The following is a 23335-nucleotide window of genomic DNA, read 5'->3' as shown; positions in this document are numbered from 1 at the left end:
AAAGAACTGGAGACACCCGCCATGAAGCGCGCCCTGATCCTTCCCCTCCTCGCGGCGGGCGCCCTCGCGGCGTGCACCCCGACGGTGCGGGTCAAGGTCGACCCGATCAACATCTACGCCAAGCTGGACGCCAATGTGCGCGTGCAACTGGACAAGGAAGTCCAGTCCGCGATCCAGCAGAACCCCAACCTGTTCTAAGAGAGGAACCGACATGATCCGCAAGACTATGACGGTCCTGGCCCTGGCCGCTTCGCTGGGCGCCGCGGCCCTTCCCCTGCTGGCCTCTCCCGCCTTCGCCCAGTCGGCCGCCGCCAAGGCCGCCGTCGACGCCGGCAAGGCCGCCGGCACGGTGGGCGAGCAGGCCGACGGCTTCCTGGGCGTGGTTTCGGGCGGCGACGCCGAGACCCGCGCCGCCGTGGCCGAGATCAACGCCGGCCGCGCGGCCGTCTACAAGGACACCGCCGCCAAGACCGGCGTCACCGCCGAGGCCGCCGGCCAGGCCACCGCCAAGCAGCTCTACGCCCGCCTGGCCCCCGGCCAGTACTGGAAGCCGCTGAACGGCGGCTGGGTGAAGAAGTAGCGGGCTCGCGCCCGCTGTCGGGGACATGCGCATGCGCATGTCCCCATCTGTCCCATTGGGGGGAGGGACCTGAACCCTTGAACCCGTCCCCCCGCATCGCCACCTAGTCCTCACGTCGTCAGGCGCGATGCCGATCCCGGGTCGTGTCGGACGAACGAAGTCGCTTGAGCGAGGACTTCGCGATGACCCGGACGATCCTGTTCGACAGCCCCTTCCTGCTGGGCTTCGAACACACCCGAGACCTGATCGAGCGCGCGGCCAAGGCCGCCGCCGAAAGCTATCCGCCCTACAATGTCGAGCAGGCCGAGGACGGCGGGGTGCGCATCACCCTGGCGGTGGCCGGCTTCTCGCCCGACCAGCTGCAGGTGACCGTCGAAGGCGGCCAGCTGGTGGTGGCCGGGCGGCGCGAGGCGGAAGGCAAGCCCGAGGCCGACAAGGCCTATCTGCATCGCGGCATCGCGGCCCGCGGCTTCCTGCGGACCTTCGTGCTGGCCGACGGCATGGAAGTCACCGCCGCCACGCTCGAGCATGGCCTGCTGCACGTGGACCTGGCCCGTCCGGAACCCGAACGGCTGGTCCGCCGCATCCCGATCCGCTCGGTGGGCTGAGCGCCCGGACAGCCCGACGACAGCCCGACGACAGTCCCCGGGGCCGCGGTCTGAACCCGGACGCGGCATGGGGCGTTCCCCTTTTTAGGAGGTGGTCTTATGACACCGAACCCCGCTACCCCGTTCTTCTCCGCCGAGGCCTTCGCGGCCCTGGGCGCCCCGGACCTGGTCTATGTCCGCCCGATCAAGGCGGCCGAGATCCTGGCCGACGTGCCGGTGGGCGTGACCGACGAGGTCGAGCTGTCTCCTGACCAGACCCTGTACGCGGTGTGTCGCGCCGACGGCGCCCGCCTGGCCGTGCTGACCGACAAGGACGCGGCCGTCGCCGCCGCCCTCGCCCACGAACTGGCGCCGGTCTCGGTGCACTAGGAGGCGCGACCTTCGACTGGTCTTGGCGGACAGGCCATCCTCTGTAGTCCGTCATTCCCGCCCTTGTGGCGGGAATCCCTGCTTCAGCTGACGGGCAAACGCCTTGGCGCGCTGGCGCGCCACTCTCCCACACCTGCGGCGGATCGAGGGATTCTCGCCACGAGGGCGAGAATGACGGAGTTTGTGGAGAGCGCGCGGCTGAAGCTCGATCCGCGCCCGCGCCGTCGCCGCCCTGTCGACGCGCCCGTCCTCGCCGCGCTAAGGAGTCGCGAGCATCAGGCGAGGAATGGCGAGCATGAACACCTGGATCGGACGTCGCACCGTGCTGGGAGCCGCCGGGCTCCTGGCGGCCAGCCCCCTTCCCGTCCTGGCGGCCGCGCCGAAGCCCCGGGTGGCGATCCAGACCGATCACGGGACGATCGTCGTCGAGCTGGAAAGCGGCAAGGCGCCGATCACCTCGGCCAATTTCCTGCGCTATGTCGATGCTCATAAATACGACGGCGGGACCTTCTACCGCGCCTCGAGGACCAAGGGCGTCAAGGGGGCCGGCTCGATCCAGGGCGGGCCGCCCGACCGGGTGCGCCGCTTCGCGCCCATCGCCCACGAAAGCACCCGGCAGACGGGGATCAAGCACCGGGCCGGGACCATTTCCATGGCCCGCAACGCCCCCGGCACGGCCACTTGCGATTTCTTCATCTGCGCCAGCCCCCAGCCCTATCTGGACGCCCATCCCGGCGCGGCGGGCGACAACCAGGGCTTCGCGGCGTTCGGCGGCGTGGTCCAGGGCCTGGACGTCGTCAAGACGATCCTGGCCCTGAAGGCCGACGGCCCGGCCCTCTATCCGGCCATGAAGGGCCAGATGCTGAACCCGCCGGTGAAGATCATCGGCATGAAGCGGGTCTGACGGCGATGACTCGACCCTGGCGGGCGAGGCCGATCCTGGCCGCGGTCTTGGTGACGCTGGCCGCCGCGCCCTCGGCCGCGTTCGCCCGCGAAAGCCTGCTGGCCCGCGCCCTGTCCTGCCGGATCGACGACGGCGCCGTCGCGACCCTGATGACCGCGCTCGCCGCCGAGGACGCCGGGATGAAGGCGCCGACCCAGGTCTTCGCCGCGCCGTCGGGCAACCTCTACCGCCTGACCGCGCCGGTCGGCGCGCTGGGCTATTCCACGGACGCCGTCTACGTCTCGCCGGGCCGGATCGCCATGGTCGTTGCGGGCCAGGCGTCGGCCGCGGTCGTCGACCGGCTGCAATTGGCGCCCGAATCCTATGGACCGGCCGAGCGGCGGATCGACGACGGGCGCAGGATCATCGCCTACCAGCTCCACCAGGGCGCCCTGGACGGCAAGGTTCTTGTCGGCTGCGCGTATGACGATCCCGCCGCCCTGGCGTGGTTCGCCGACGACATGGCGGGGTTCTGATCGAAGCCCTGTAGCCCCGCGCGGTCAGGCCGCCGTGGGCTTGCTCTCGTGGGCCTGGGTCAGCATCACGTGCACGGCGTCGGCCGAGCGGGCCTTGCGCAGCTGCTCGCGCAGCTCGGGCTGACGCATCATCCGCGAGATGCGGGCCAGGGCCCGCAGGTGGCTGGAATCGGCGTCGCGGGGCGCGAACAGCGCCACCAGCAGGTCCACGGGCTTGTCGTCGACCGACCCGAACGCCACCGGGGTCTCCAGGCGCATGAACACCACGCGCACCCGGTCTATGCCCGACAGCCGCGCGTGGGGAATCGCCACGCCCTGGCCCACGCCGGTAGACCCGGCGCTCTCGCGCTCGACCAGGCCTTCCAGCGCCTCGTTGGCGTCGACGCCGAACACGCGGGCGGCGACGTCGGCGATGACGCCGAGAACCTGACGCTTGTTGGCGGCGCTGACTCTGAGGGTGACCGCGCCGGGCTCCAGTAGATCGCCGATGGTCATGGTGTGGAAACTCGCTCGCAGTCGGTCGTCGCGCTTCGTCGCCGCCTCTGGCCGAGACGGGGGCCTACCGAAACGCGTCGACCGATCCGAGGTTCGATCAGCTAGCGGCCGGTGCGTGCCCGTTCAGCGACTTGGTGCGTTCGGGGTCGATCCAACCGATATTTCCGTCAGGCCGCCTGTAGACCACCGACAAACCGTCGTGGGCGGCGTTCCTAAACACGATTGCCTGGGACTCGGTCAAGTCCAGTTCCATGACCGCCATGGAAACGGTCATGATCTTCAGCGAGGCCTGGGTCTCGGCGATGATCATGCCCGCGGGGGCGCCGGCGGGGTGCTCGTCCTCGACGCTCCAGTCGTCGGTGTCGATCTCGTCGCTGTCAGGCGCGCGCAGCACGTACATGGCCGCGTTTTCCGCCTGCTTGGCCGTGGCGGCGATCGAGTGACTCTTCAGCCGCCGCTTGTAGCGCCGGATGCGCGTCTCGATCTTGGCCAGGGCGGCGTCGAAGGCCGCGTGGGCGTCGCCGCCCGCACCGTGGCTGATCAGCTGCTGGCCCGAAGCCAGCTTGACCGAGCAATCGACCCGGAAGGCGAAGCCCTCCTTGCTGATCACGACATCGGCGTCGCCGCCGCGGTCGAAATACTTGCCGATGCTCAGGGCGATTTCGTCGGAGACTCGCGCTCGCAGAGCCTCGCCAACGTCGACATGCTTGCCGGAGATTTGGACTTGCATGCCGTATCAACGCGCCCGTCTGGGTCTGGTGTCAAGCGTTGCGGAAGCGCCTTAGAACAGCCCCGGAATCAGATGCAGCAGCCGGTCGACCGCGGCGGCCACCACGCCGGCGCTCAGCACCAGCAGGCCCACGCTGGTCGCCGCCATCAGGTAGCCCAGCAGGGCCAGCAGGCCGTCGCGCTGCAGCAGGGCCAGGGCCAGGACGGCCACGGTCGCGCCCGGCGCCAGGTTGCCCAGCGGGATCGGCAGCACCAGCACCAGGGCCAGCAGGGTGCAGACCACGCCGATCAGCCGCTCGCCGACCGGGCCGAACAGGATCCTCAGCCGGGGGCGGGTGACCAGCTCCATTCGCCGGACGATCGGCGTCAGCCTACGGAACAGTCCGCGCAGGTCGTCGCGCTTGAGGGGGTGCTCGACCAGCTTGCGCGGCAGCCAGGGGATGTCGGAACCCCAGGCGATCTGCGGGGCCAGCAGCAAGATCGGCAGGCTGAGGATCGTCGACGAGCCCGGGGGCAGGGGCAGGCAGTTCAGCAGGCCGAACACCAGCAGCATGGCCCCGAAGGCGCGGCTGTCGAACTGCTCAAGCATCTGGCCGACGGTCAGGACGGGACGCGCGTCCTCGCCGAACCCTTCGATGACGTCGGACAGTTTCTGGGTGGTCATGACTCGCCTTCAGCCGCCTTCACAAAACGCGGAACACGGCTGTCGGGGCGCATGAGGTCAGGCGGTTTCCTTGATCAAGCGACGCCGCTCGACCGAGGACGGGATCCGCAGCGCTTCGCGGTACTTGGCCACCGTGCGGCGGGCGATGTCGACGCCGCTTTCCTTGAGGATCTCGACGATGCGGTCGTCGGAATGGACGTCGGCCTCGGTGCGCTCGGCCTCGACCAGGCCCTTGATCTTGTGGCGCACGCTGGCGGCCGAGTGGGCCTCGCCGCCCTCGGTGGCCTGGATCGCCGAGGTGAAGAAGTATTTCAGCTCGAACACCCCGCGCGGGGTGGCGATGTACTTGTTGGAGGTCACCCGGCTGACGGTCGATTCGTGCATGCCGATGGCGTCGGCCACGGTCTTCAGGTTCAGCGGCCGCAGGTGCTCGACGCCGTAGGCCAGGAAGCCGTCCTGCTGGCGGACGATCTCGCTGGAGACCTTCAGGATGGTCTTGGCCCGCTGGTCGAGGCTTTTGACCAGCCAGTTGGCGGTGGCGAAGCTGTCGGAGACGAAGGTCTTCTCCTGCTCGGTCCGCGCGCCCTTGCTGACGCGGGCGTGGTAGCGCTGGTCGACCAGCACCTTGGGCAGGGTGTCGGTGTTCAACTCCACGTGCCACAGGCCGCCGGGCGTCTCGCGCACGTGGACGTCGGGCACCAGGGTCTGGGGCGGATCGCTGTGGAAGGCCGAGCCGGGGCGAGGGGTCAGGGCGCGGATCTCGGCGACCATCTCGCGCAGGTCCTCGTCATCGACGCCGCAGGCCTTGCGCAGGGCGGTCATGTCGCGGCGGGCCAGCAGGTCCAGGTTGTCCAGCAGGGCCGCCATGCACGGGTCGTAGCGGTTGACGTCCTTCAGCTGCAGGGCCAGGCACTCGCGGACGTCGCGGGCCATGACGCCGGCCGGCTCGAAGCCTTGCAGCACGGTCAGCACGTCCTCGACGAAGACCAGGTCGCAGCCCAGGCGCTGGGCCACCTCCGGGAGGTCGGCGCGCAGGTAGCCGGTGTCGTCGACCGCGTCGATCAGCACCCCGGCCACCACGGTCTGGGCGGGCGACAGGCCGGCCACGGCCAGCTGCTCGGTCAGGTGCTCGACCAGGGTGGGGGCGCGGGCCAGGGCCTCTTCGTAGTGGCCGTCGCCCTCGAAATTGCCGCCGCCGCCGGCGCGCGACCAGTCGATCTGGCCGCCGGCCTGCTCGGCCCCGGGTTCGACCCCGTCGCCGGTGGCGCGCTCGCCGGGCGAGACGTCGTCGGGCGCGGCGTCCATCTGCTGGCTGGCGGCGCTGTCGGACACCGCGTCCAGGCCGAGGTTCTCGGTGGCGCGTTCGGCGATCTCTTCGGGCGCGCGTTCGGTCTCGGCCGGGCCGTCGTCGCGCTGGAGCAGGGGGTTGCGCTCGAGTTCGGCCTCGACGAAGGCGTCGAGTTCGAGATTGGACAGCTGCAGCAGCTTGATCGCCTGCTGAAGCTGCGGCGTAATGACAAGGCCCTGGCCTTGCCGAAGCTCCAATCTGTGGCCGAGAGCCAATGCGCCCTCCTGGGCAAATCAACGAACCTGTTGATCGCCATTGAAGGGCAGTCTGGTTAACGGGGCGCGAACGCCAGCAAAAAGCGGGCCAGTGCGACCATCCGCCCAAGGAGATGGCCGTTTTTCTCGTCTTCCGACGCCAAGTTCCTGATCACATTCGAGTTTATTTCAGAAGGGTCGACCGGAAAACGCCCTCCACGGCGACGCTTGAGGCCAGACACGCAACATTTTGCCTAGGTTTCGCCCAGCAAATTAAAATTTGCGTGGGCCGAAAGGCCCCTCCGTCAGGGGTCCATCCCAACGGTTGTCATCCCGGAAGCGCGCAGCGCTGTCCGGGGCCCAGGGCAACCGCACCGCCTTCGCCCGGTCTCCTGGATCCCGGACAGCCTCCGCGAGGCTTCCGGGATGACAACGGGCGGGGCCCTTTGGCCCTAAACCGAGCTCGGTTCCTCAGCGTTCGTCGAAGCTGTCGCCCAGATAGACGCGGCGCACCTCGGGATTGTCGACGATCTCCTGGGGCGAGCCCTCGAACAACACCTCGCCGGCGTGGATGATCGAGGCCCGATCGACCATCTGCAGCGTCTCGCGGACGTTGTGGTCGGTGATCAGGATGCCGATGCCGCGGTTCTTCAGGTAGCTGACCACTTCGCGGATGTCGGAGATCGCCAGCGGGTCGATGCCGGCGAACGGCTCGTCCAGCAGCATGAACGACGGCTCGCTGGCCAGGGCGCGGGCGATTTCCACCCGCCGCCGCTCGCCGCCCGACAGCGCCACGGCCGGCGACTTGCGGATGTGGGTGATGCGCAGCTCTTCCAGGATCTCGGTGACGTGCTCGCGCGCCCGGCGTTGGTCCTTCTGGCGCATCTCGACCACGGCCATGACGTTCTGCTCGACCGTCATGCCCCGGAAGATCGAGGCTTCCTGTGGCAGGTAGCCCACGCCCATGCGGGCGCGCTGGAACATCGGCTGGCCGGTGATGTCCTCGCCGTCCAGATAGATCGAGCCGTAGTCGGCGGCGACCAGGCCGGTGATCATGTAGAAGCAGGTGGTCTTGCCGGCCCCGTTGGGGCCCAGCAGGCCGGCGACCTCGCCGCGCTTGAGGCGCAGGGAGACGCTCTTGACGACGGGGCGGTCGCCGAACGACTTGCCGATCGCGTCGACGAACAGGCCGTCGGTGGCCACGTCGCGGTTGACGCCCAGGGATTGCATCGAAAACGCCATGGGTTCCTACGGCTTGCCGGCGGGCTTCTTGTCTTTGTTCTGGTCGGGATAGAGCACCGCCCGCACACGGGTCTTGCCGCGACCCGTGGCGTTGGATTCCATCTTCACGTCGTTGGTCTTGGTCTTGATCGTCATGCGGTCGCCGCGGGCCACGTCCTGGCCCTGGACGGCCACGACGTCACCGGTCACCACGATGGTGTCGGTGGCGTAGTCGTAGACGGCGTGGTCGCCGCGTACGGTCTGCTCGGGCGTCACGTAGAAGACGTTGCCGTCGGCCTCGACGCGGTCGACGTCGCCGCAGTCGTTGTTGCCGGTCGGCGAAGAGTTTTTACCGGGCGTCTTGCGACGGTTGTAGACAGTCATGGTCGCGGCCCGCATGCGGGCCTTGTCCTGCAACACTTCGACCGCGCCGCGGAAGATGGTCTTGCACTGGCTGTTGATGACCTCCTGCTCGTCGGCGGAGATGTCCACCGGCGCGCTGGAATTGTTGCCGCCGCCGGCGGTCGTCTGGGCCATGGCCGCGCCCCCGAAGCCTGCCAGGAGGGCCGGGCCGCTCAACAGGCTGAGGGCGATCGCCGTCGGCGCCATCCATCGATTCATCAACCAGGTCCTCATGTCTATTCGGGAGCCGTCCCTTGTTCCGGGACCGGTTGGCCCGTCTTCCGGTCGATCCGTGTCTTGACGCCGCCCCGGAAGATGATGCGGTCGCCCTTGTCATATACGGAGTATGCGTTGGATTGCACCTGTCCAGTAGGACCTTCGCCTTGCAGCTCGGTTTCGCCGGTGGTGTTGCCGTTGCGGGTGTCGACCAGGGCCTCGTCCGAGGCGAAGCGATAGCCGGCCCCGTCGTCCATGCGGACATTGCCGTACAGCTGAAGCTTCAGGGTGTCTTCGCGATAGACGCCGCGGTCGGCGGTCGAGCGGGTCGGGGCCGGGCTGCCCACGCCCAGGGTCAGGGTCGGGGCGTCCAGGAACACCCGCTTGAGGTCGTTTTCGTCGCGCACCGCCGAGCGGGCGGTGATGATGAACGGCCGCCCGTCGCTGGACTGGCCGTAGAAGCGCGGCGTGACCATGCGGATCTGGGCCTTGCTCTCGGCCGGCCGGCGATCGCCGGCGGTGATGGAGCGCCACGCCACCTGACCGCCGACCGTCGAGAGGAGGGCGACCATGGCGATCGGCAGCACCACGCGCGCCAGGCGGACGCGACGCGAGCGACGGCGCCACCGGCGCAAGTCCCGCCTGTATCCCGCCCGGTCCGCCTCGAGGGTGGTCATGCCTCCGGCCTTCAGCTGTGCGCGAAGATGTCGACGTCTTCCCAGCCGGCCAGGTCGAGGGCCGCGCGGTGGGGAAGGTAGTCGAAGGCGGCCTTCGCCAGGTCCATGCGGCCTTCGCGGACCAGCATGGCGTCCAAACGCTCGCGCAGGGCGTGCAGATGCAGCACGTCGGAGGCCGCGTAGGCCAGCTGTTCGGGCGACAGCGTCTGCGCGCCCCAGTCCGAGCTCTGCTGGACCTTCGACAGCTCGACGCCGACCAGTTCGCGCGTCACGTCCTTCAGGCCGTGGCGGTCGGTATAGGTGCGGGCCAGCTTGCTGGCGATCTTGGTGCAGTACACGGGGGCCGTCATGACGCCCAGATGCAACAGGAACATGGCGATATCGAAGCGGCCGAAGTGAAAAAGCTTCACCACGGCCGGATCGGTCAGCAGGCGCTTGAGGTTGGGGGCGTCATAGGTCGAGCGGTCCAGGCGCACCACGTGGGCGTCGCCGTCGCCCGACGACAGCTGGACCACGCACAGCGGGTCGCGCCCCAGGCGCAGGCCCATGGTCTCGGAATCGATGGCGACCGCGGTCGCGCCGGCGAAAGCGCCGTCCGGAAGATCGCCTTCATGCAGAAAGTTGGCCAAGTCTCTTCGTCTCCGCGCCTCGGTCTCGTCGCACGGGACGTTGCGAATTCCGACACGCCTGATGATGGGCGCCGACACTATAGGCCGGATGAACAGGATATCTATCCGTTGGCCACGACCATCGCCAGCCCCTGGTTGAGCTTACGGGGTTTCTATTGTCGGGAAACTTTCCGAAGTCGGGCCCCAGCCTGGAAACTTGAAGCCCGGACACTTTCGGCGCCACCCCGACCTTCTTTCGAAGGTTGGTAGGGGGTGGTGCCCAGGAGAGGACTCGAACCTCCACGACCTTTCAGTCACTGGCACCTGAAGCCAGCGCGTCTACCAATTCCGCCACCTGGGCCTGCGAAGCGATCCGTGGACCGCCGCGAGGCCGGGACGTTTATGCAAAGGTTTTGACCGCGTCAATCGCTTAGTTGCGCATTTCGTTGCGAATGATCGCCGGCTCGTCTATCCCCCGGCTCACGGGTTTAGGACGAGGTTGATTATGCAAGGTCTGGTCACGGTGTTCGGCGGCTCCGGCTTCGTCGGCGGCCAGGTCGTACGGGCGCTCGCCAAGGCGGGCCATCGCGTGCGGGTGGCGGTGCGCAATCCCAACCTGGCCTACCGCATGCGGATGCTGGGCGACGTCGGCCAGATCGAGGTGGTGCAGGCCAATGTCCGCAACGCCCCGTCGGTGGCCCGCGCCGTCGATGGCGCCGAGGCGGTGGTCAACCTGGTCGGGATCCTGTGGGAAAGCGGCCGGCAGAAGTTCCAGACCCTGCACGTGATGGGCGCCAAGACCGTCGCCGAGCAGGCCAAGGCGGCCGGCGCCAAGCGCCTGGTGCAGGTCTCGGCCATCGGCGCCGACCTCGATTCGTCCTCGAAGTACCAGCGCACCAAGGCCCAGGGCGAGGCGGCCGTCCGCGCCGCCTTCCCGGGCGCGGTGGTGATCCGCCCGTCGATCATCTTCGGCGCCGAGGACAAGTTCTTCAACAAGTTCGGCCAGATGGCCGCCCTGTTCCCCGCCCTGCCGCTGATCGGCGGCGGCGAGACGAAATTCCAGCCGGTCTATGTCGCCGACGTCGCCGCGGTGATCGCCAAGGCCGTGGCCCATCCGGCCGCAGAGGGCCTGACCTACGAGCTGGGCGGTCCGGCCGTCTACAGCTTCAAGGCGCTGATGGAGCTGATCCTGCGCGAGACCGGCCGCAACCGCGTGCTGGCCTCGATCCCGTTCTTCGCGGCCGGCCTGATCGGCAAGGTCGGCGACCTGTCGCCGATCGCCCCGCCGCTGACCTCGGACCAGGTCGAGAGTCTGAAGACCGACAACGTCGCCGACCACGGCCTGCCGGGCCTGGCCGAGGCCGGCGTCGTCCCGACCGCCGTCGAGGCGGTGGTCCCGTCCTACCTCTACCGCTACCGCAAGGGCGGCCAGTACGCCGAGGTCCCGGCGGGGGCGTTCTAGGTCCGCGCGAAAAACGATCTCGGCGACAACTTTTCCAACTTCCACTTTCGCGTGCGCCTCCTTAAGCTTTACCGCATCCAAGGGGGCTCCATGCTGAAGAAGATATTGGTCGCGGCTTGCCTGGCGACCTGCGGGATTGCGGCGCCGGCCGCCGCGACCGACGCCGCGGAAGGCTACATCGTCGGCGTCATGCCGATGCGCAACGGCGTGGTGATCTTCTCCCAAACCGGGGTGCGCACGGGAACGCCGCCGGCTTGTCACGGCGTTGGCTATGGCTGGTCGTTGAACGCCGGCACCGTCGCCGGCCAAGCCCAGCTTGCGGCCTTGTTGAGCGCCCAGGCCCGAGGCAAGAAGATCGTCATCATCGGCATGGGAAGCTGCGCGGACTGGCCCGACACCGAGGCCATCAACTATTTCCGCATCGTCGACTAAAGCGTCCGACCCGACATCAGGTCGGACGCCCCAGATCTTTGTTTCGGCGCATTTTCTTCACGCGAACCGGTGTGTCCGCTTCGCTCGAAAACGCTCCAAGCGCCTGAGCGGCGCCGGCTCGGGGCCGGCGCTCGCCCTCAGCGCGGCATGTAGATCAGCCCCAGGCCGATCACCCCCACCACGATCCGCCACCAGGCGAACGGGGTGAAGCCGCGCTTGCCGATGAAGGCGATCATGGTCTTGACCACCACCAGGCCCGACAGGAACGACACCACGAAGCCGATGGCGATGGTCCCGGCGTGGCTGGGGTCGATGTCCTTGTAGCTTTTGAGCAGGTCCAGGGCGAAGGCCCCGACCATGATCGGGATGGCCATGAAGAAGCTGAACTCGGCCGCCGCCTTGCGCTCCACGCGGATCAGCATCGAACCGACGATGGTCGAGCCCGAGCGCGACACGCCGGGCAGCAGCGACAGGCACTGGAACAGGCCGATCAGGAAGGCGGTCTTCAGGCTCAGCGCCATGCCGTCCATTTCCCTGGGGGCGGGGGCCTTCTTGTCGACGATCAGCAGCAGGATCCCGCCGACGATCAGCGACACGCAGATCACCTGCGGCAGCCACGGGTTCTCGAAGAAGTGCTTGATCACCCCGTGCAGCAGCAGGCCGGCGGCGAAGGCGGGGATGCAGCCGATGATCACGCTCAGCGCGAAGCGGCGGGCTTCCGGCTTGGTCGGCAGGCCGACCACCACCTGCCACAGGCGCTGGAAATAGACCGCGACCACGGCCAGCACCGCGCCCAGCTGGATCAGGACGATGAAGGTGTCCCAGGTCGGATCGGTCAGGCCCAGGGCGATCTTGGCCAGCAGCAGGTGTCCCGTCGACGAGACGGGAATGAATTCGGTCAGGCCTTCGACCAGGCCCAGCACGATCGCGATCAGCCAATCCGGCATCGTCAGTCCTTCTCAAGGGCCGGGCCTCCAGGCGCGCGACCGTACAAAAAGTCCCGCGCCGGGCGTGCGCCCGGCGGGGTGAACACTGGGTTTATCCCCGAGGCCGCGCCGCGGTCGCCGCGGAGACGGCGCCGGCGGTCGTCCAAGACCGTCCTGCCCCGATTTCGTGTCGATCCTTCGGCGCGGCCGGCCGGTCCGCTCGAAAAGCGGGCGGCGGCCTGGCCAGGGCGCGTCAGATTTCCTGGTTGTACTTGCCGACCCGGTCGCCCAGGCGCGGTTTGACCTCCTGGCGGAACAGGGCCCGCATGTCGTCCGCCGATCGCGTGCTCTCCACGACCACGACGATTTCGGGCTTGTTGGACGAGGCGCGGACCAGCACCCACGAGCCGTCCTCCAGGTGGACCCGCACGCCGTTGACGGTGATCACCTCGGTGATCCTGCGGCCCAGGATCGAACCGCCGGCCGCGAACAGGTCCTCGTATTCCTTCACCACCTCGGCGACGACGCCGTACTTCACCTCGTCGCCGCAGTGCGGGCTCATGGTCAGGGAGGTGAAGGCCACGGGCAGGGCCTTGCGCATGTCCGACAGCTTCACGCCGGGATTGCGGTCCAGCATGGCCAGGATGGCGGCCGCCGCGGTCAGGCCGCAGTCGTAGCCGTAGCCCAGGTCGCCGTTCATGAAGAAGTGGCCGCTCTTCTCGAAGCCGGCCAGGGCGCCCAGCTCGGCGCTCTTGCGCTTGATGTAGCTGTGGCCGGTCTTCCAGTAGATCACCTTGCAGCCGTGGGCGGCCAGGATCGGGTCGGTGGCGAACAGGCCCGTGGACTTGACGTCGACCACGAAGGTCGCGCCCGGGTTCAGCGGGGCCAGGTCGCGGGCCAGCATCAGGCCGATCTTGTCGGCGAAGATCTCCTCGCCCTCGTCGTCGACCACGCCGCAGCGGTCGCCGTCGCCGTCGAAGCCGAACGCCAGGTCCGCGCCGTGCTCGCGGACGGCGTTGGCCATCGCGTGCAGCATCTCGGCGTCTTCCGGGTTCGGATTGTATTTGGGGAAGGTGTAGTCCAGCTCGACGTCCATGCCGATCACCTCGGAGACGCCCATGCGCTGCAGGCCGTCGACCGCGAAGGCGCCGGCCGTGCCGTTGCCGCAGGCGGCGATCACCTTCAGCGGCCGGGTGATCCGGGCGCGCTTGGCGACGTCGGCGATGTAGCGCTCGGCCTCGCCCGCGACGCGGATCAGCTTGCCGCCGTCGCGCTCGACGAAGGCGCCGCCCAGCACGATGTCCTTCAGCCGGCCCATCTCGTCGGGACCGAAGGTCAGGGGCTTCTGAGCGCCCATCTTCACCCCGGTCCAGCCGTTTTCATTATGGCTGGCGGTGACCATGGCCACGCAGGGGATGTCCAGGTCGAACTGGGCGAAATAGGCGGTGGGCGACAGGGCCAGGCCGATGTCGTGCACCTCGCAGCCGGCGGCCAGCAGGCCCAGGGTCAGGGCCTGCTTGATCGACAGCGAATAGCCGCGGAAGTCGTGGCCGACCACGATCCTCGACTGGCCCAGCTCGTGGATGTAGGTCCCCAGGCCCAGGCCCAGGGCCTGCACGCCCAGCAGGTTGATCTCCGGCCCGAACAGCCAGCGCGCGTCGTATTCCCGAAAGCCCGTGGCCTTGACCAGGGGTTCGTTTTCATAGGCGGCGGTATTGGGAACCAGATCGGCGCGGGGCTTGGAGAACATCAATCGCGTTTCTGTCGTTGAAGAGGTCTGGGCGGTGGTGTCGCGGCGGGCGCGGCCCCGGGCCGATTTGCCGAACGCAAGGCCTGGGCCGAGATCCCGGGATGACTATCCGGAGCTTGTGACGATTTGCCAATTCCCGAGGAGAGGGCTCGGCCGATACGAGGCGAAGGGCCGTGTTAGAGCGGCCTTCCAAGCAAGGCAATGCCGCGACCGGCGCAGCCGCCCGAGAGTCCGGGGAATTTGGCCTCTGTCCATAAAGTGGACCAATAACCCCCATCGCTGCGAGTCGCTCGCAATAGCCCTACCAGCGTCGCGGATAAATTTGTCTACAATTTTGACTTATGCATTCTTCTTGCCGCGAAGAGTCCGTAAGAGGCTCGCGCACGCAAATTTTTCCCCGGCAGCGGGGACGAGGGAAGTCGCATGGCCGAGCGCATGCTGAAATTCACGACCGTCGCCCGCACGACGCCCGAAAAGCGGGCGGCCAGCGCGCGCAATGGCGACTTCCACGAGATCTACGCCGACTTCATCGACGCGAAAGCCTCAGAGCAGGCCTCGCGTTGCTCGCAATGCGGCGTGCCGTTCTGCCAGACCCACTGTCCGCTGCACAACAACATCCCCGACTGGCTGCGGATGACCGCCGAGGGCCGGATCCAGGAAGCCTACGAGCTGTCGCAGGCGACCAACTCCATGCCGGAGGTCTGCGGTAGAATCTGCCCTCAGGACCGGCTGTGCGAAGGCAACTGCGTCATCGAGCAGTCGGGCCACGGCACGGTGACCATCGGTTCGGTCGAGCGTTACCTGACCGACAAGGCCTGGGAGATGGGTTGGGTCAAGCCGCTGGCCGCCAAGGCCGACCGCGGCCAGTCGGTGGGGATCGTCGGCGCTGGCCCGGCCGGCCTGGCCGCCGCCGAAAAGCTGCGCGAGGAAGGCTACGCCGTCACCGTCTACGACCGCCACGACCGGGCCGGCGGCCTGCTGATCTACGGCATTCCCGGCTTCAAGCTGGAGAAGGACGTGGTCGAGCGCCGCACCCAGCGCCTGGCCGACGGCGGCGTGGTGTTCAAGCTGGGCTTCGAGGTCGGCCGCGACGCCACCCTGCAGCAGCTGCGCGACCAGCACGACGCGGTGCTGATCGCCGTCGGCGTCTACGCCGCGCGCGACCTGACCGCCCCGGGCTCGGGCTCGCAGGGCGTGGTGCCGGCCCTGGACTATCTGATCGCCTCCAACAAGAAGACCCTGGGCGACGAGGTCCCGGCCTATGACAGCGGCGAGCTGAACGCCGAGGGCAAGGACGTGGTCGTGGTCGGCGGCGGCGACACCGCCATGGACTGCGTGCGCACCGCCATCCGCCAGGGCGCCACCTCGGTCACCTGCCTCTATCGCCGCGACAAGGCCAACATGCCCGGCTCGTTGCGCGAAGTGGCCAACGCCGAGGAAGAAGGCGTGACCTTCGAATGGCTGGCCGCCCCTCGCGCCGTGATGGGCGAGGCTTCGGGCGTCACCGGCGTGCGGGCCATCCGCATGCGCCTGGGCGCCCCGGACGCCTCGGGCCGCCAGACCCCGGAAGAGATCGACGGCGGCGACTTCGACCGTCCGGCCCAGCTGGTGGTCAAGGCCCTGGGCTTCGAACCCGAGAACCTGCCGGAACTGTGGTCCGCGCCCGACCTGAAGACCACCCGCTGGGGCACGGTCAAGGCCGACGTCCGCCACCAGATGACCAATCTGGACGGGGTGTTCGCGGCCGGCGACATCGTGCGCGGCGCCTCGCTGGTGGTGTGGGCGATCAAGGACGGCCGCGACGCCGCCGACGCCATGCACCGCTACCTGCAGGCCAAGGCCTCGCCGGCCTTGATCGCGGCGGAGTAGGGGCGATGCCCGCCTCGCCCTCCGGCGCCCTGATCGCCATCCTGCCCTGCAACGACCTCGACGCGTCGGAGGCCTTCTACGCGCGCCTGGGCTTCCGCCAGCCGGAGGACGAAAAGGGCGCGCACGAAGGCTACCGCATGCTGGCCAACGGCCAGGGCGGCTTCCTGCACCTGACCGACGCGGTCGAGGGCTGGCTGGTCCCGGGCCAGAACCCGTTCGGCCTCTATCTCTACGCCGAGAACGTCGACGACCTGGCCAAGGCTTTCGTCGGCGAGACCATCGAAAAGCACGGCCCCGGCGACAAGCCCTGGGGCATGTACGAATTTTCCCTGTCCGATCCGGACCAGACCCTGGTCCGCGTCGGATGGCCGAGCCGGTTGAGGGCCCAACAATGACCGATCAAGCGCTGACCGATAAAGCCATGACCCAGGCCGAGCTCTATCTGAAGAACCGCCAGGCCCTGATCGACGGCCACGCCTACGACCCCTCGACCGAGCGCGACGCGTGCGGCGTGGGCCTGGTCTGCGCCATCGACGGCCAGCCGCGCCGCGAGGTCGTCGAGCTGGCGATCAAGGCCCTCAAGGCCCTCTGGCACCGGGGGGCGGTCGACGCCGACGGCAAGACCGGCGACGGCGCCGGGGTGCTGGTCAGCGTCCCGCAGGACTTCTTCGTCGACCAGGTGCGCCGCACGGGTCACGCCCTGCGCCAGGGCCCGATCGCCGTCGGCCAGGTCTTCCTGCCGCGCACCGACCTGGGCGCCCAGGAGGCCTGCCGCACGATCGTCGAGGCCGAGGCCCTGCGCTTCGGCTTCTACATCTACGGCTGGCGCCAGGTGCCGGTCGACACCTCGGTGATCGGCGAGAAGGCCAACGCCACCCGTCCCGAGATCGAGCAGATCATGCTGGCCGCCCCGGCCGGCCTGGAGGGCGAGGCGCTGGAGCGGGCCCTGTTCCTGTGCCGCAAGCGCATCGAAAAGCGCGTCCACGCCCAGAACATCAGCGACTTCTACATCTGCTCGTTCTCGGCCAAGTCCTTGATCTACAAGGGCATGTTCCTGGCCGAGCACATCGACGAGTTCTATCCGGACCTGAAGGACGAGCGCTTCGCCGCGGCGGTGGCGATCTTCCACCAGCGCTATTCGACCAACACCTTCCCGCAATGGCGCCTGGCCCAGCCGTTCCGGATGCTGGCCCACAATGGTGAGATCAACACCATCAAGGGCAACATCAACTGGATGAAGTCCCACGAGATCAAGATGGCGGCCGACGCCTTCGGCGAGTTCGGGGACGACGTGAAGCCGGTGATCCAGCCGGGCGGCTCGGACTCGGCCAACCTGGACAACACCTTCGAGGTGCTGGTCCGGGCCGGCCGCGACGCGCCGATGGCCAAGACCCTGCTGGTGCCGGAAGCCAACAGCCCGCACATGAAGCCGGCCCACAAGGCCCTCTACAGCTACTGCAACGCGGTGATGGAGCCGTGGGACGGCCCGGCCGCCCTGTGCGCCACCGACGGCCGCTGGGTGGTGGCCGGCAAGGACCGCTCGGGCCTGCGCCCGCTGCGCGTGGCCTATACTGACGACGGCCTGGTGATCATGGGCTCGGAGGCGGGCATGTGCGGCGTCGAGGAAAGCCGCATCACCCGCAAGCTGGCGATCTCGCCGGGCCGGATGATCGCCATCGACCTGGTGGGCGGCAAGCTCTATGGCGAGGACGCCATCATCGACGAGCTGGCCGGCCGCCACCCCTATACCGACTGGCTGGGCAACATGGTCGATCTCGAAAAGGAGATTGGCCCGGGTCCCGAGCCGCGCAAGTACGGCCGCGAGGAGCTGACCCGCCGCCAGGCCGCCGCCGGCTTCTCGCTGGAAGACCTGGAAATGGTCCTGGCCCCGATGGTCGAGGAGGGCAAGGAAGCCGTCGGCTCGATGGGCGACGACGCGCCCCTGGCCGTGCTGTCGGAAAAGTACCGGCCGCTCAGCCACTTCTTCCGCCAGAACTTCAGCCAGGTGACCAACCCGCCGATCGACCCGCTGCGGGAGACCGGCGTCATGAGCCTGAAGACCCGGTTCAAGAACCTCGGCAACATCCTGGCCCAGGACGCCGCGCAAGCGGATGTGTACGTGCTGGAAAGCCCGGTCCTGACCACCGGCATGTACGAGCGCATCCACGGCCTGCTGGGCCAGAAGAATGTCGCCGTCATCGACTGCACCATGCCGCTGCCGGCTTCCGAGGCGCGTCCGGGCGACGCCCTGCGGGCCAATCTCGACCGCATCCGGGCCGAGGCCGAGGACGCGGTGCTGCGCGGCTGCGGCGCCATCGTCCTGACCGACGAGGGCTCGCAAGCCGATCGCGTCGCCCTGCCGATGATCCTGGCCACCGGCGGCGTCCACGCCCACCTGGTCGCCAAGGGCCTGCGCTCGTACGTCTCGATCATCGTCCGCTCGGCCGAGTGCCTGGACACCCACTATTTCGCGGTGCTGGTCGGGGTCGGGGCCACGGCGGTCAACGCCTACCTGGCCCAGGAAAGCTTCCAGGACCGCCTGGAGCGCGGCCTGGTCGGCGACAAGTCGCTGCGCGACGTTTGCATCAACTTCAAGACGGCCATCGAGGGCGGCCTGCTGAAGATCATCTCCAAGATGGGCATCAGCGTCATCTCCTCGTACCGCGGCGGCTACAACTTCGAAGCCGTCGGCCTGTCGCGCGCCCTGGCGGCCGAGTTCTTCCCCGGCATGCCCTCGCGCATCTCGGGCATCGGCCTGGCCGGCCTGGAGAGCAAGGCGGTCGAGCTGCACCGCAAGGCCTGGGGCGAGCCGGCCGTGACCCTGCCGGTCGGCGGGCTCTACAAGCTGCGCCGCTCGGGCGAGGCCCACGCTTTCGAGGCGCGGCTGATCCACACCCTGCAGAGCGCCTGCGACACCGGCGACTTCGAGCTCTATCGCCGCTGGTCCAACGGCCTGCGGACACAGAAGCCGATCCAGCTGCGCGACCTGCTGGACTGGCGATCGGACCGTAACCCGATCTCGACCGACGACGTCGAGAGCGTCAACGAGATCCGCAAGCGCTTCGTCACCCCCGGCATGAGCCTGGGCGCCCTGGGCCCCGAGGCGCACGGCGTGCTGAACATCGCCATGAACCGGATCGGCGCCAAGTCGGTGTCGGGCGAGGGCGGCGAGGACGCCGCGCGCTACAAGCCCCTGCCGAACGGCGACAACCCCAACAGCGCCATCAAGCAGGTGGCCTCGGGCCGGTTCGGCGTCACCGCCGAATATCTGAACCAGTGCCGCGAGATCGAGATCAAGGTCGCCCAGGGCGCCAAGCCCGGCGAGGGCGGCCAGCTGCCCGGCTTCAAGGTCACCGAGATGATCGCGCGGCTGCGCCACGCCACGCCCGGCGTGATGCTGATCAGCCCGCCGCCGCACCACGACATCTATTCGATCGAGGACCTGGCCCAGCTCATCTATGATCTGAAGCAGATCAACCCGATCGCCCGGGTCACGGTCAAGCTGGTCGCCGCCACCGGCATCGGCGCGATCGCGGCCGGCGTCGCCAAGGCCAAGGCCGACGTGATCCTGGTGGCCGGCAACGTCGGCGGCACCGGCGCCTCGTCCCAGACCTCGGTGAAGTACGCCGGCGGCCCGTGGGAGATGGGCCTGTCGGAGGCCAACCAGGTCCTGACCCTCAACAACCTGCGCCACTCGGTGGTGCTGCGCACGGACGGCGGCATCCGCACCGGCCGCGACGTGGTGATCGCCGCCATGCTGGGGGCCGAGGAGTTCGGCATCGGCACGGCCTCGCTGGTCGCCATGGGCTGCATCATGGTCCGCCAGTGCCACTCCAACACCTGCCCGGTCGGGGTCTGCACCCAGGACGAGGCCCTGCGCGCCAAGTTCACCGGCACGCCGGAGAAGGTGATCAACCTGTTCAGCTTCGTCGCCGAGGAGGTCCGCGAGATCCTGGCGGGCCTGGGCTTCAAGTCGCTGCAGGAAATCGTCGGCCGCACCGACCTGCTGGCTCAGGTGTCGCGCGGCGGCGAGCACCTGGACGATCTCGACCTGAACCCGCTGCTGGTTCGCGCCGATCCCGGCCAGAACAAGCCCTACTGCACCGTCGAGGGCGGCCGCAACGCCGTGCCCGACACCCTGGACGCCCAGATCGTCCGCGACGCGGCGCCCCTGCTGGAGCGCGGCGAGAAGATGCAGCTGACCTACACGGTCCGCAGCACGGCCCGGTCGATCGGCTCGCGGACCTCGAGCCACATCGTGCGCAAGTTCGGCATGAAGGGCCTGCCCGCCGGCCACCTGACCGTCCAGCTCAAGGGCTCGGCCGGCCAGAGCCTGGGGGCCTTCGCGGTCCAGGGCCTGCGCATCGAGCTGACCGGCGAGGCCAACGACTATGTCGGCAAGGGCCTGTCGGGCGCGACGATCGTGATCAAGCCGGCCCGCGGCCTGGCCGCGCCCGAGACCAACACCCTGATCGGCAACACCGTGCTGTTCGGGGCCACCTCGGGCCGGCTGTTCGCGGCCGGCCAGGCCGGCGAGCGCTTCGCGGTCCGCAACTCGGGCGCCACCACGGTGGTCGAGGGCTGCGGCGCCAATGGCTGCGAGTACATGACCGGCGGCCAGGTGGTGATCCTGGGCCCGACGGGCGGCAACTTCGGGGCCGGCATGACCGGCGGCATGGCCTTCGTCCTCGACCAGCACGACCGGTTCGAGACCCTGGTCAATCCGGAGAGCATCCTGGTTCAACGCCTGGCCTCGCCCTATTGGGAAGGCGTGCTGCGCTCGCTGCTGGCCGAGCACGCCCGCGAGACCGACTCGGCCTTCGCCGCGAGCCTGATCCGCGATTGGGACCGCGTGCGCGACCTGTTCTGGCAGGTCTGCCCGAAGGAAATGGTCTCTCGCCTGCCCCAGCCGCTGACCGCGGAAGAGGCGGTGAACGAGCGGGCTTGAAAGCGGGCCCGCCGACAATCCAGGGCGCGACCCAAAGCCCGACCATGAGCGTCTTCGCGGCGCTCATGGTCGGGCGCTCGCGCCCTATTTCGGCGTGATCGTCGAGGTCGGAGCGCCATCGACGGAGTTTCCGTTGACGCTGTTGTTCGAATAGCTCTGGATGAGACCCCCGCTGACCACCTGCAGACCGGTATTGTTTCCGAAGAAGCTGCTGCGGTTGATGGTCACCACGGAACCGGCGCCGATCGAGTTCAGGCCGCCTGAATTATTGGCCGAGATCGTGTCGGAGATGTAGGTGCTCGCCACGGAGCCGTTGCTGACATTGTGAATGCCGGCAAGGGTGTTGCTGGAAATATTGCTGTTGGTGATGGTGGTTTTGACCGATCCCGAAGTGCCCGAGGCGTCGAGGCGAACGCCCCGCGAGTTGTCGATGGCGATGACGCGCTCGAGATTGACGATCGCCCCGCCCGTGCCCGTCGGAATCACGACGATGCCGCCCCCGTCCGTCGAGGCGCTGCCGTTCTCCGACACCAGGGTGTCGGTGACGTTGAGCCGCACGGTGCCCGAGGTGTTTTGCACGACGATGCCGTTGCCGTTCGGCGCTAAGGCCCGGTTGCCGTAGATGTAGCTGTTCTCGATGTTGACGGTGGCGGCGTTCAGGATGCGGACGCCGTTGAGTCCGGTTGAGGCGCCGGCGGGAGCCGAGATCACCAGTCCACGCAACGTTACGACATCGGTAGCCGCCGCGTTGACGATGACCCCGTTGCTGGCGGCGTTCAGAATGCCGCCCATGGCGGGATCGGTGCCGATGGTGATCGATTTAGTGATCGTGACGGTGCCGAAGCCCCCGGGATCCAGCACGTTGATTTCACCACCGGCCGCGGTTTTGGAAATCGCCCCGGCGAACGTCTTGCACGGCGCGGTGCGGCTACATGGGTTGACGTCATCGCCCACGCCGGACACCCAGGTTCGCGTTGCCTGGGCGCTCACCACGCCGGGAGAAGCCGCGAGCGCCAGAACGGCGCCGACCAATATCATGAGGTTTTTCATTGTTCCTGCCCCTTTTAGCCAAAACGCATGCGTTCAGGCTTGGCCAAGCTACATCAATAGTAGAAAAGCTAGAAGGTTGAATTAGGGGCTATATTTCGATCTGAGATTGCATGGATGCGATCGTGGCCGTTTCCGGGCGCGCGTGGATCGAAACTGGGCTCATGCGCCGGGCGCGTTCGGCCTCTGGCCCACATAGCGCGCCCTGGGGCGGATCAGGCGCCCCGTCTGCAATTGTTCGATGGCATGGGCGTGCCAGCCCGCCATGCGGCCCACGGCGAACAGGCTGAAGGGCGCGTCCGCCGGCAGGGCCAGGGTCCGGGCCAGGGCCACCAAGGCGAAGTCGATATTGGGGGCCAAGCCCGTGGCCGCCTCGGTCTCGCGGCGCAACGCCTCCAGCGGGGGCGGAACTTCGAACGCGTCGAGCAGGGCCGCGGCTCGGGGGTCGCCGTCGGGATAGAGCGGGTGGCCGAAGCCGGGCATGGCCGAACCCTGGGCCAGGCGTTCGGCCACCGCCCTGACCGGTCCACGCCGTTCGGCCTCGTCGACGAACATCTCCACCCGTGCGGCCATGCCGCCGTGCAGCGGTCCCGCCAGCGCCGCCAGCCCGGCCAGGGACGCCGCCGCCAGCGACGATCCGGTCGAGGCCGCGACCCGCACCGCGAAGGTCGAGGCGTTCAACTCGTGGTCGGCCAGCAGCACCAAGGCCCGGCGGACCAGATCGGCGCCGGACGCGTCCAGGCCCCAGGCCTCGGCCAGGCGCTGGTGGATCGGACCCGCGCCGATCGACCCGGCCACGGCGTCGGCGGCGGCCTCCAGCAGGCCGGCCGCCTCCATGGCCAGGGCCAGGGGCGCGCGGCCCCGGGCCGGCGGGTCGATCCCGGCGCGGGCGGCCAGGGTCGAGAACAGTCGGGCGCGGGGCGTCTCGCCCTTCTTCGGCTTCTTCGGTTCGGGACCCGTCAATGGCGCGCCGTGGCCGCCGCGCAGCAGGCGGGCGACCTGCTCCAGGCCGTGCATGCGGGTCAGGTCCACGGCGTCCTGGCCACGATAATAGAGGCGACCCTCGATGATCGTGGTGATCGCCGAGGGCAGCACCGGCTCGCCCCAGGCGATGGCCTCGGCCGCCACGTCGGCGGCGCGCCGGCCGCGAGCCTTCTTCGCCGCTAGCGCCGCCACATCGGAGGCTCGATAGAGGCTGCGGCGCGGATCGTCGGGATGGGCGGCCGCGCCTACCCGGCCCCGGCTGACATAGGCGTACAGCGTCTGGGCCCGCACTCCCAGCGCCGCCATCGCTTGTTCCGTGTCGATCCATTCGGCCATTTATATTGATTATATTGATCAAGATTGACGATCAAGCACTAGGGGCGTGGA

23 protein-coding genes and 1 tRNA gene are annotated in these 23335 nt (G+C 68.5%); 11 read left to right on the top strand and 13 right to left on the bottom strand.

Annotated elements, in window-relative coordinates; translation table 11 throughout:
* Positions 1-21: 21 nt before the first annotated feature.
* The 6 genes from BM066_RS09480 to BM066_RS09455 all read left to right on the top strand — a co-directional run bounded on the left by BM066_RS09480 (position 22) and on the right by BM066_RS09455 (position 2976).
* Positions 22-198: a YnbE family lipoprotein gene (locus tag BM066_RS09480; RefSeq protein WP_089926616.1), complete on the top strand. Its 177-nt coding sequence runs from the start codon at positions 22-24 to the stop codon at positions 196-198.
* Positions 199-211: 13 nt separating this feature from the next.
* Entirely contained in the window at positions 212-580 is a 369-nt protein-coding gene (locus BM066_RS09475) for a YdbL family probable chaperone protein (protein ID WP_089926614.1), read from the top strand.
* A gap of 182 nt (positions 581-762) precedes the next feature.
* Positions 763-1188 (top strand): Hsp20 family protein, encoded by a 426-nt coding sequence (locus BM066_RS09470; protein WP_089926647.1) that lies wholly within the window; start codon positions 763-765, stop codon positions 1186-1188.
* 99 nt (positions 1189-1287) lie between these two features.
* Positions 1288-1557 (top strand): DUF1150 family protein, encoded by a 270-nt coding sequence (locus tag BM066_RS09465; RefSeq protein WP_089926611.1) that lies wholly within the window; start codon positions 1288-1290, stop codon positions 1555-1557.
* A gap of 295 nt (positions 1558-1852) precedes the next feature.
* On the top strand, positions 1853-2461 hold the full coding sequence (locus BM066_RS09460; RefSeq protein ID WP_089926608.1) for a peptidylprolyl isomerase: 609 nt from the start codon (positions 1853-1855) through the stop codon (positions 2459-2461).
* Between the two features lie 5 nt (positions 2462-2466).
* Complete coding sequence (locus BM066_RS09455; protein WP_089926605.1) at positions 2467-2976, top strand: hypothetical protein; 510 nt, start codon at positions 2467-2469, stop codon at positions 2974-2976.
* A gap of 24 nt (positions 2977-3000) precedes the next feature.
* Here the strand turns inward: BM066_RS09455 and ptsN are convergent, their stop codons facing one another.
* From ptsN to BM066_RS09410, 9 genes are all read right to left on the bottom strand, one after another.
* Positions 3001-3471 (bottom strand): PTS IIA-like nitrogen regulatory protein PtsN, encoded by a 471-nt coding sequence (gene ptsN / locus BM066_RS09450; protein ID WP_089926602.1) that lies wholly within the window; start codon positions 3469-3471, stop codon positions 3001-3003.
* Positions 3472-3568: 97 nt separating this feature from the next.
* Positions 3569-4201 carry a ribosome hibernation-promoting factor, HPF/YfiA family gene (gene hpf, locus BM066_RS09445; RefSeq protein WP_089926599.1) on the bottom strand — a complete coding sequence of 211 codons (633 nt, stop codon included), beginning with the start codon at positions 4199-4201 and terminating at the stop codon, positions 3569-3571.
* A 51-nt stretch (positions 4202-4252) separates the two neighbouring features.
* Positions 4253-4864 (bottom strand): exopolysaccharide biosynthesis protein, encoded by a 612-nt coding sequence (locus BM066_RS09440; RefSeq protein ID WP_089926596.1) that lies wholly within the window; start codon positions 4862-4864, stop codon positions 4253-4255.
* A gap of 57 nt (positions 4865-4921) precedes the next feature.
* Positions 4922-6427, bottom strand: a complete 1506-nt coding sequence (gene rpoN / locus BM066_RS09435; protein ID WP_089926593.1) for an RNA polymerase factor sigma-54 — start codon at positions 6425-6427, stop codon at positions 4922-4924.
* Between the two features lie 450 nt (positions 6428-6877).
* Positions 6878-7636: an LPS export ABC transporter ATP-binding protein gene (gene lptB, locus BM066_RS09430; protein ID WP_089926644.1), complete on the bottom strand. Its 759-nt coding sequence runs from the start codon at positions 7634-7636 to the stop codon at positions 6878-6880.
* A gap of 18 nt (positions 7637-7654) precedes the next feature.
* Positions 7655-8248 (bottom strand): LptA/OstA family protein, encoded by a 594-nt coding sequence (locus BM066_RS09425; protein ID WP_089926641.1) that lies wholly within the window; start codon positions 8246-8248, stop codon positions 7655-7657.
* A 17-nt stretch (positions 8249-8265) separates the two neighbouring features.
* The gene (gene lptC / locus BM066_RS09420; RefSeq protein ID WP_089926591.1) at positions 8266-8922 is read right to left on the bottom strand and encodes an LPS export ABC transporter periplasmic protein LptC; all 657 of its coding nucleotides are present in this window, start codon (positions 8920-8922) and stop codon (positions 8266-8268) included.
* A gap of 11 nt (positions 8923-8933) precedes the next feature.
* Positions 8934-9551: a ribonuclease D gene (locus BM066_RS09415; protein ID WP_089926588.1), complete on the bottom strand. Its 618-nt coding sequence runs from the start codon at positions 9549-9551 to the stop codon at positions 8934-8936.
* Between the two features lie 253 nt (positions 9552-9804).
* Positions 9805-9891 (bottom strand) — tRNA-Leu (locus tag BM066_RS09410).
* A 144-nt stretch (positions 9892-10035) separates the two neighbouring features.
* On the opposite strand from BM066_RS09410, the gene BM066_RS09405 reads away from it, so the two are divergent.
* On the top strand, positions 10036-10992 hold the full coding sequence (locus tag BM066_RS09405) for a complex I NDUFA9 subunit family protein (RefSeq protein WP_089926585.1): 957 nt from the start codon (positions 10036-10038) through the stop codon (positions 10990-10992).
* A 90-nt stretch (positions 10993-11082) separates the two neighbouring features.
* The gene (locus tag BM066_RS09400; protein ID WP_018060956.1) at positions 11083-11424 is read left to right on the top strand and encodes a hypothetical protein; all 342 of its coding nucleotides are present in this window, start codon (positions 11083-11085) and stop codon (positions 11422-11424) included.
* Positions 11425-11561: 137 nt separating this feature from the next.
* On the opposite strand, the gene BM066_RS09395 is transcribed toward BM066_RS09400, so the two are convergent.
* Together BM066_RS09395 and BM066_RS09390 are read right to left on the bottom strand one after the other, a co-directional pair.
* The gene (locus BM066_RS09395; protein ID WP_089926583.1) at positions 11562-12371 is read right to left on the bottom strand and encodes an undecaprenyl-diphosphate phosphatase; all 810 of its coding nucleotides are present in this window, start codon (positions 12369-12371) and stop codon (positions 11562-11564) included.
* Between the two features lie 232 nt (positions 12372-12603).
* The gene (locus BM066_RS09390) at positions 12604-14100 is read right to left on the bottom strand and encodes a phosphomannomutase/phosphoglucomutase (protein WP_089926580.1); all 1497 of its coding nucleotides are present in this window, start codon (positions 14098-14100) and stop codon (positions 12604-12606) included.
* A gap of 423 nt (positions 14101-14523) precedes the next feature.
* Here BM066_RS09390 and BM066_RS09385 point away from each other — a divergent pair, with 423 nt between their 5' ends.
* The 3 genes from BM066_RS09385 to gltB are packed head-to-tail and all read left to right on the top strand — an operon-like array spanning position 14524 to position 20917.
* Positions 14524-15969 (top strand): NAD(P)-dependent oxidoreductase, encoded by a 1446-nt coding sequence (locus BM066_RS09385; protein ID WP_018113132.1) that lies wholly within the window; start codon positions 14524-14526, stop codon positions 15967-15969.
* Positions 15970-15974: 5 nt separating this feature from the next.
* Positions 15975-16364 (top strand): VOC family protein, encoded by a 390-nt coding sequence (locus BM066_RS09380; RefSeq protein ID WP_018113133.1) that lies wholly within the window; start codon positions 15975-15977, stop codon positions 16362-16364.
* Positions 16365-16390: 26 nt separating this feature from the next.
* A complete protein-coding gene (gltB, locus tag BM066_RS09375; RefSeq protein WP_089926638.1) occupies positions 16391-20917 on the top strand; it encodes a glutamate synthase large subunit in 4527 nt (1508 codons plus the stop codon).
* A gap of 84 nt (positions 20918-21001) precedes the next feature.
* Here the strand turns inward: gltB and BM066_RS09370 are convergent, their stop codons facing one another.
* Positions 21002-21967, bottom strand: a complete 966-nt coding sequence (locus tag BM066_RS09370) for a hypothetical protein (protein WP_029589450.1) — start codon at positions 21965-21967, stop codon at positions 21002-21004.
* A gap of 159 nt (positions 21968-22126) precedes the next feature.
* Positions 22127-23284: a citrate/2-methylcitrate synthase gene (locus BM066_RS09365; protein WP_018113136.1), complete on the bottom strand. Its 1158-nt coding sequence runs from the start codon at positions 23282-23284 to the stop codon at positions 22127-22129.
* Positions 23285-23335 lie beyond the last annotated feature (51 nt).

The organism is Caulobacter sp. UNC279MFTsu5.1 (assembly GCF_900114015.1).
GTDB lineage: Bacteria > Pseudomonadota > Alphaproteobacteria > Caulobacterales > Caulobacteraceae > Caulobacter.
The sequence above is the reverse complement of the archived record's forward strand: the minus strand, read 5'-3'. Positions and strand labels throughout refer to the sequence as shown.

Excerpts from the sequence above, each read along its gene's own strand:
- BM066_RS09440 (WP_089926596.1), bottom strand. The coding sequence starts at position 4,864 with ATGACCACCCAGAAACTGTCCGACGTCATCGAAGGGTTCGGCGAGGAC.
- hpf (WP_089926599.1), bottom strand. The coding sequence starts at position 4,201 with ATGCAAGTCCAAATCTCCGGCAAGCATGTCGACGTTGGCGAGGCTCTG.
- ptsN (WP_089926602.1), bottom strand. The coding sequence starts at position 3,471 with ATGACCATCGGCGATCTACTGGAGCCCGGCGCGGTCACCCTCAGAGTC.
- BM066_RS09405 (WP_089926585.1), top strand. The coding sequence starts at position 10,036 with ATGCAAGGTCTGGTCACGGTGTTCGGCGGCTCCGGCTTCGTCGGCGGC.
- BM066_RS09465 (WP_089926611.1), top strand. The coding sequence starts at position 1,288 with ATGACACCGAACCCCGCTACCCCGTTCTTCTCCGCCGAGGCCTTCGCG.
- BM066_RS09455 (WP_089926605.1), top strand. The coding sequence starts at position 2,467 with ATGACTCGACCCTGGCGGGCGAGGCCGATCCTGGCCGCGGTCTTGGTG.
- BM066_RS09370 (WP_029589450.1), bottom strand. The coding sequence starts at position 21,967 with ATGAAAAACCTCATGATATTGGTCGGCGCCGTTCTGGCGCTCGCGGCT.
- BM066_RS09365 (WP_018113136.1), bottom strand. The coding sequence starts at position 23,284 with ATGGCCGAATGGATCGACACGGAACAAGCGATGGCGGCGCTGGGAGTG.
- BM066_RS09385 (WP_018113132.1), top strand. The coding sequence starts at position 14,524 with ATGGCCGAGCGCATGCTGAAATTCACGACCGTCGCCCGCACGACGCCC.
- BM066_RS09400 (WP_018060956.1), top strand. The coding sequence starts at position 11,083 with ATGCTGAAGAAGATATTGGTCGCGGCTTGCCTGGCGACCTGCGGGATT.
- lptC (WP_089926591.1), bottom strand. The coding sequence starts at position 8,922 with ATGACCACCCTCGAGGCGGACCGGGCGGGATACAGGCGGGACTTGCGC.
- BM066_RS09425 (WP_089926641.1), bottom strand. The coding sequence starts at position 8,248 with ATGAATCGATGGATGGCGCCGACGGCGATCGCCCTCAGCCTGTTGAGC.
- BM066_RS09480 (WP_089926616.1), top strand. The coding sequence starts at position 22 with ATGAAGCGCGCCCTGATCCTTCCCCTCCTCGCGGCGGGCGCCCTCGCG.
- BM066_RS09475 (WP_089926614.1), top strand. The coding sequence starts at position 212 with ATGATCCGCAAGACTATGACGGTCCTGGCCCTGGCCGCTTCGCTGGGC.
- lptB (WP_089926644.1), bottom strand. The coding sequence starts at position 7,636 with ATGCAATCCCTGGGCGTCAACCGCGACGTGGCCACCGACGGCCTGTTC.
- BM066_RS09470 (WP_089926647.1), top strand. The coding sequence starts at position 763 with ATGACCCGGACGATCCTGTTCGACAGCCCCTTCCTGCTGGGCTTCGAA.
- gltB (WP_089926638.1), top strand. The coding sequence starts at position 16,391 with ATGACCCAGGCCGAGCTCTATCTGAAGAACCGCCAGGCCCTGATCGAC.
- BM066_RS09460 (WP_089926608.1), top strand. The coding sequence starts at position 1,853 with ATGAACACCTGGATCGGACGTCGCACCGTGCTGGGAGCCGCCGGGCTC.
- BM066_RS09390 (WP_089926580.1), bottom strand. The coding sequence starts at position 14,100 with ATGTTCTCCAAGCCCCGCGCCGATCTGGTTCCCAATACCGCCGCCTAT.
- BM066_RS09380 (WP_018113133.1), top strand. The coding sequence starts at position 15,975 with ATGCCCGCCTCGCCCTCCGGCGCCCTGATCGCCATCCTGCCCTGCAAC.
- BM066_RS09395 (WP_089926583.1), bottom strand. The coding sequence starts at position 12,371 with ATGCCGGATTGGCTGATCGCGATCGTGCTGGGCCTGGTCGAAGGCCTG.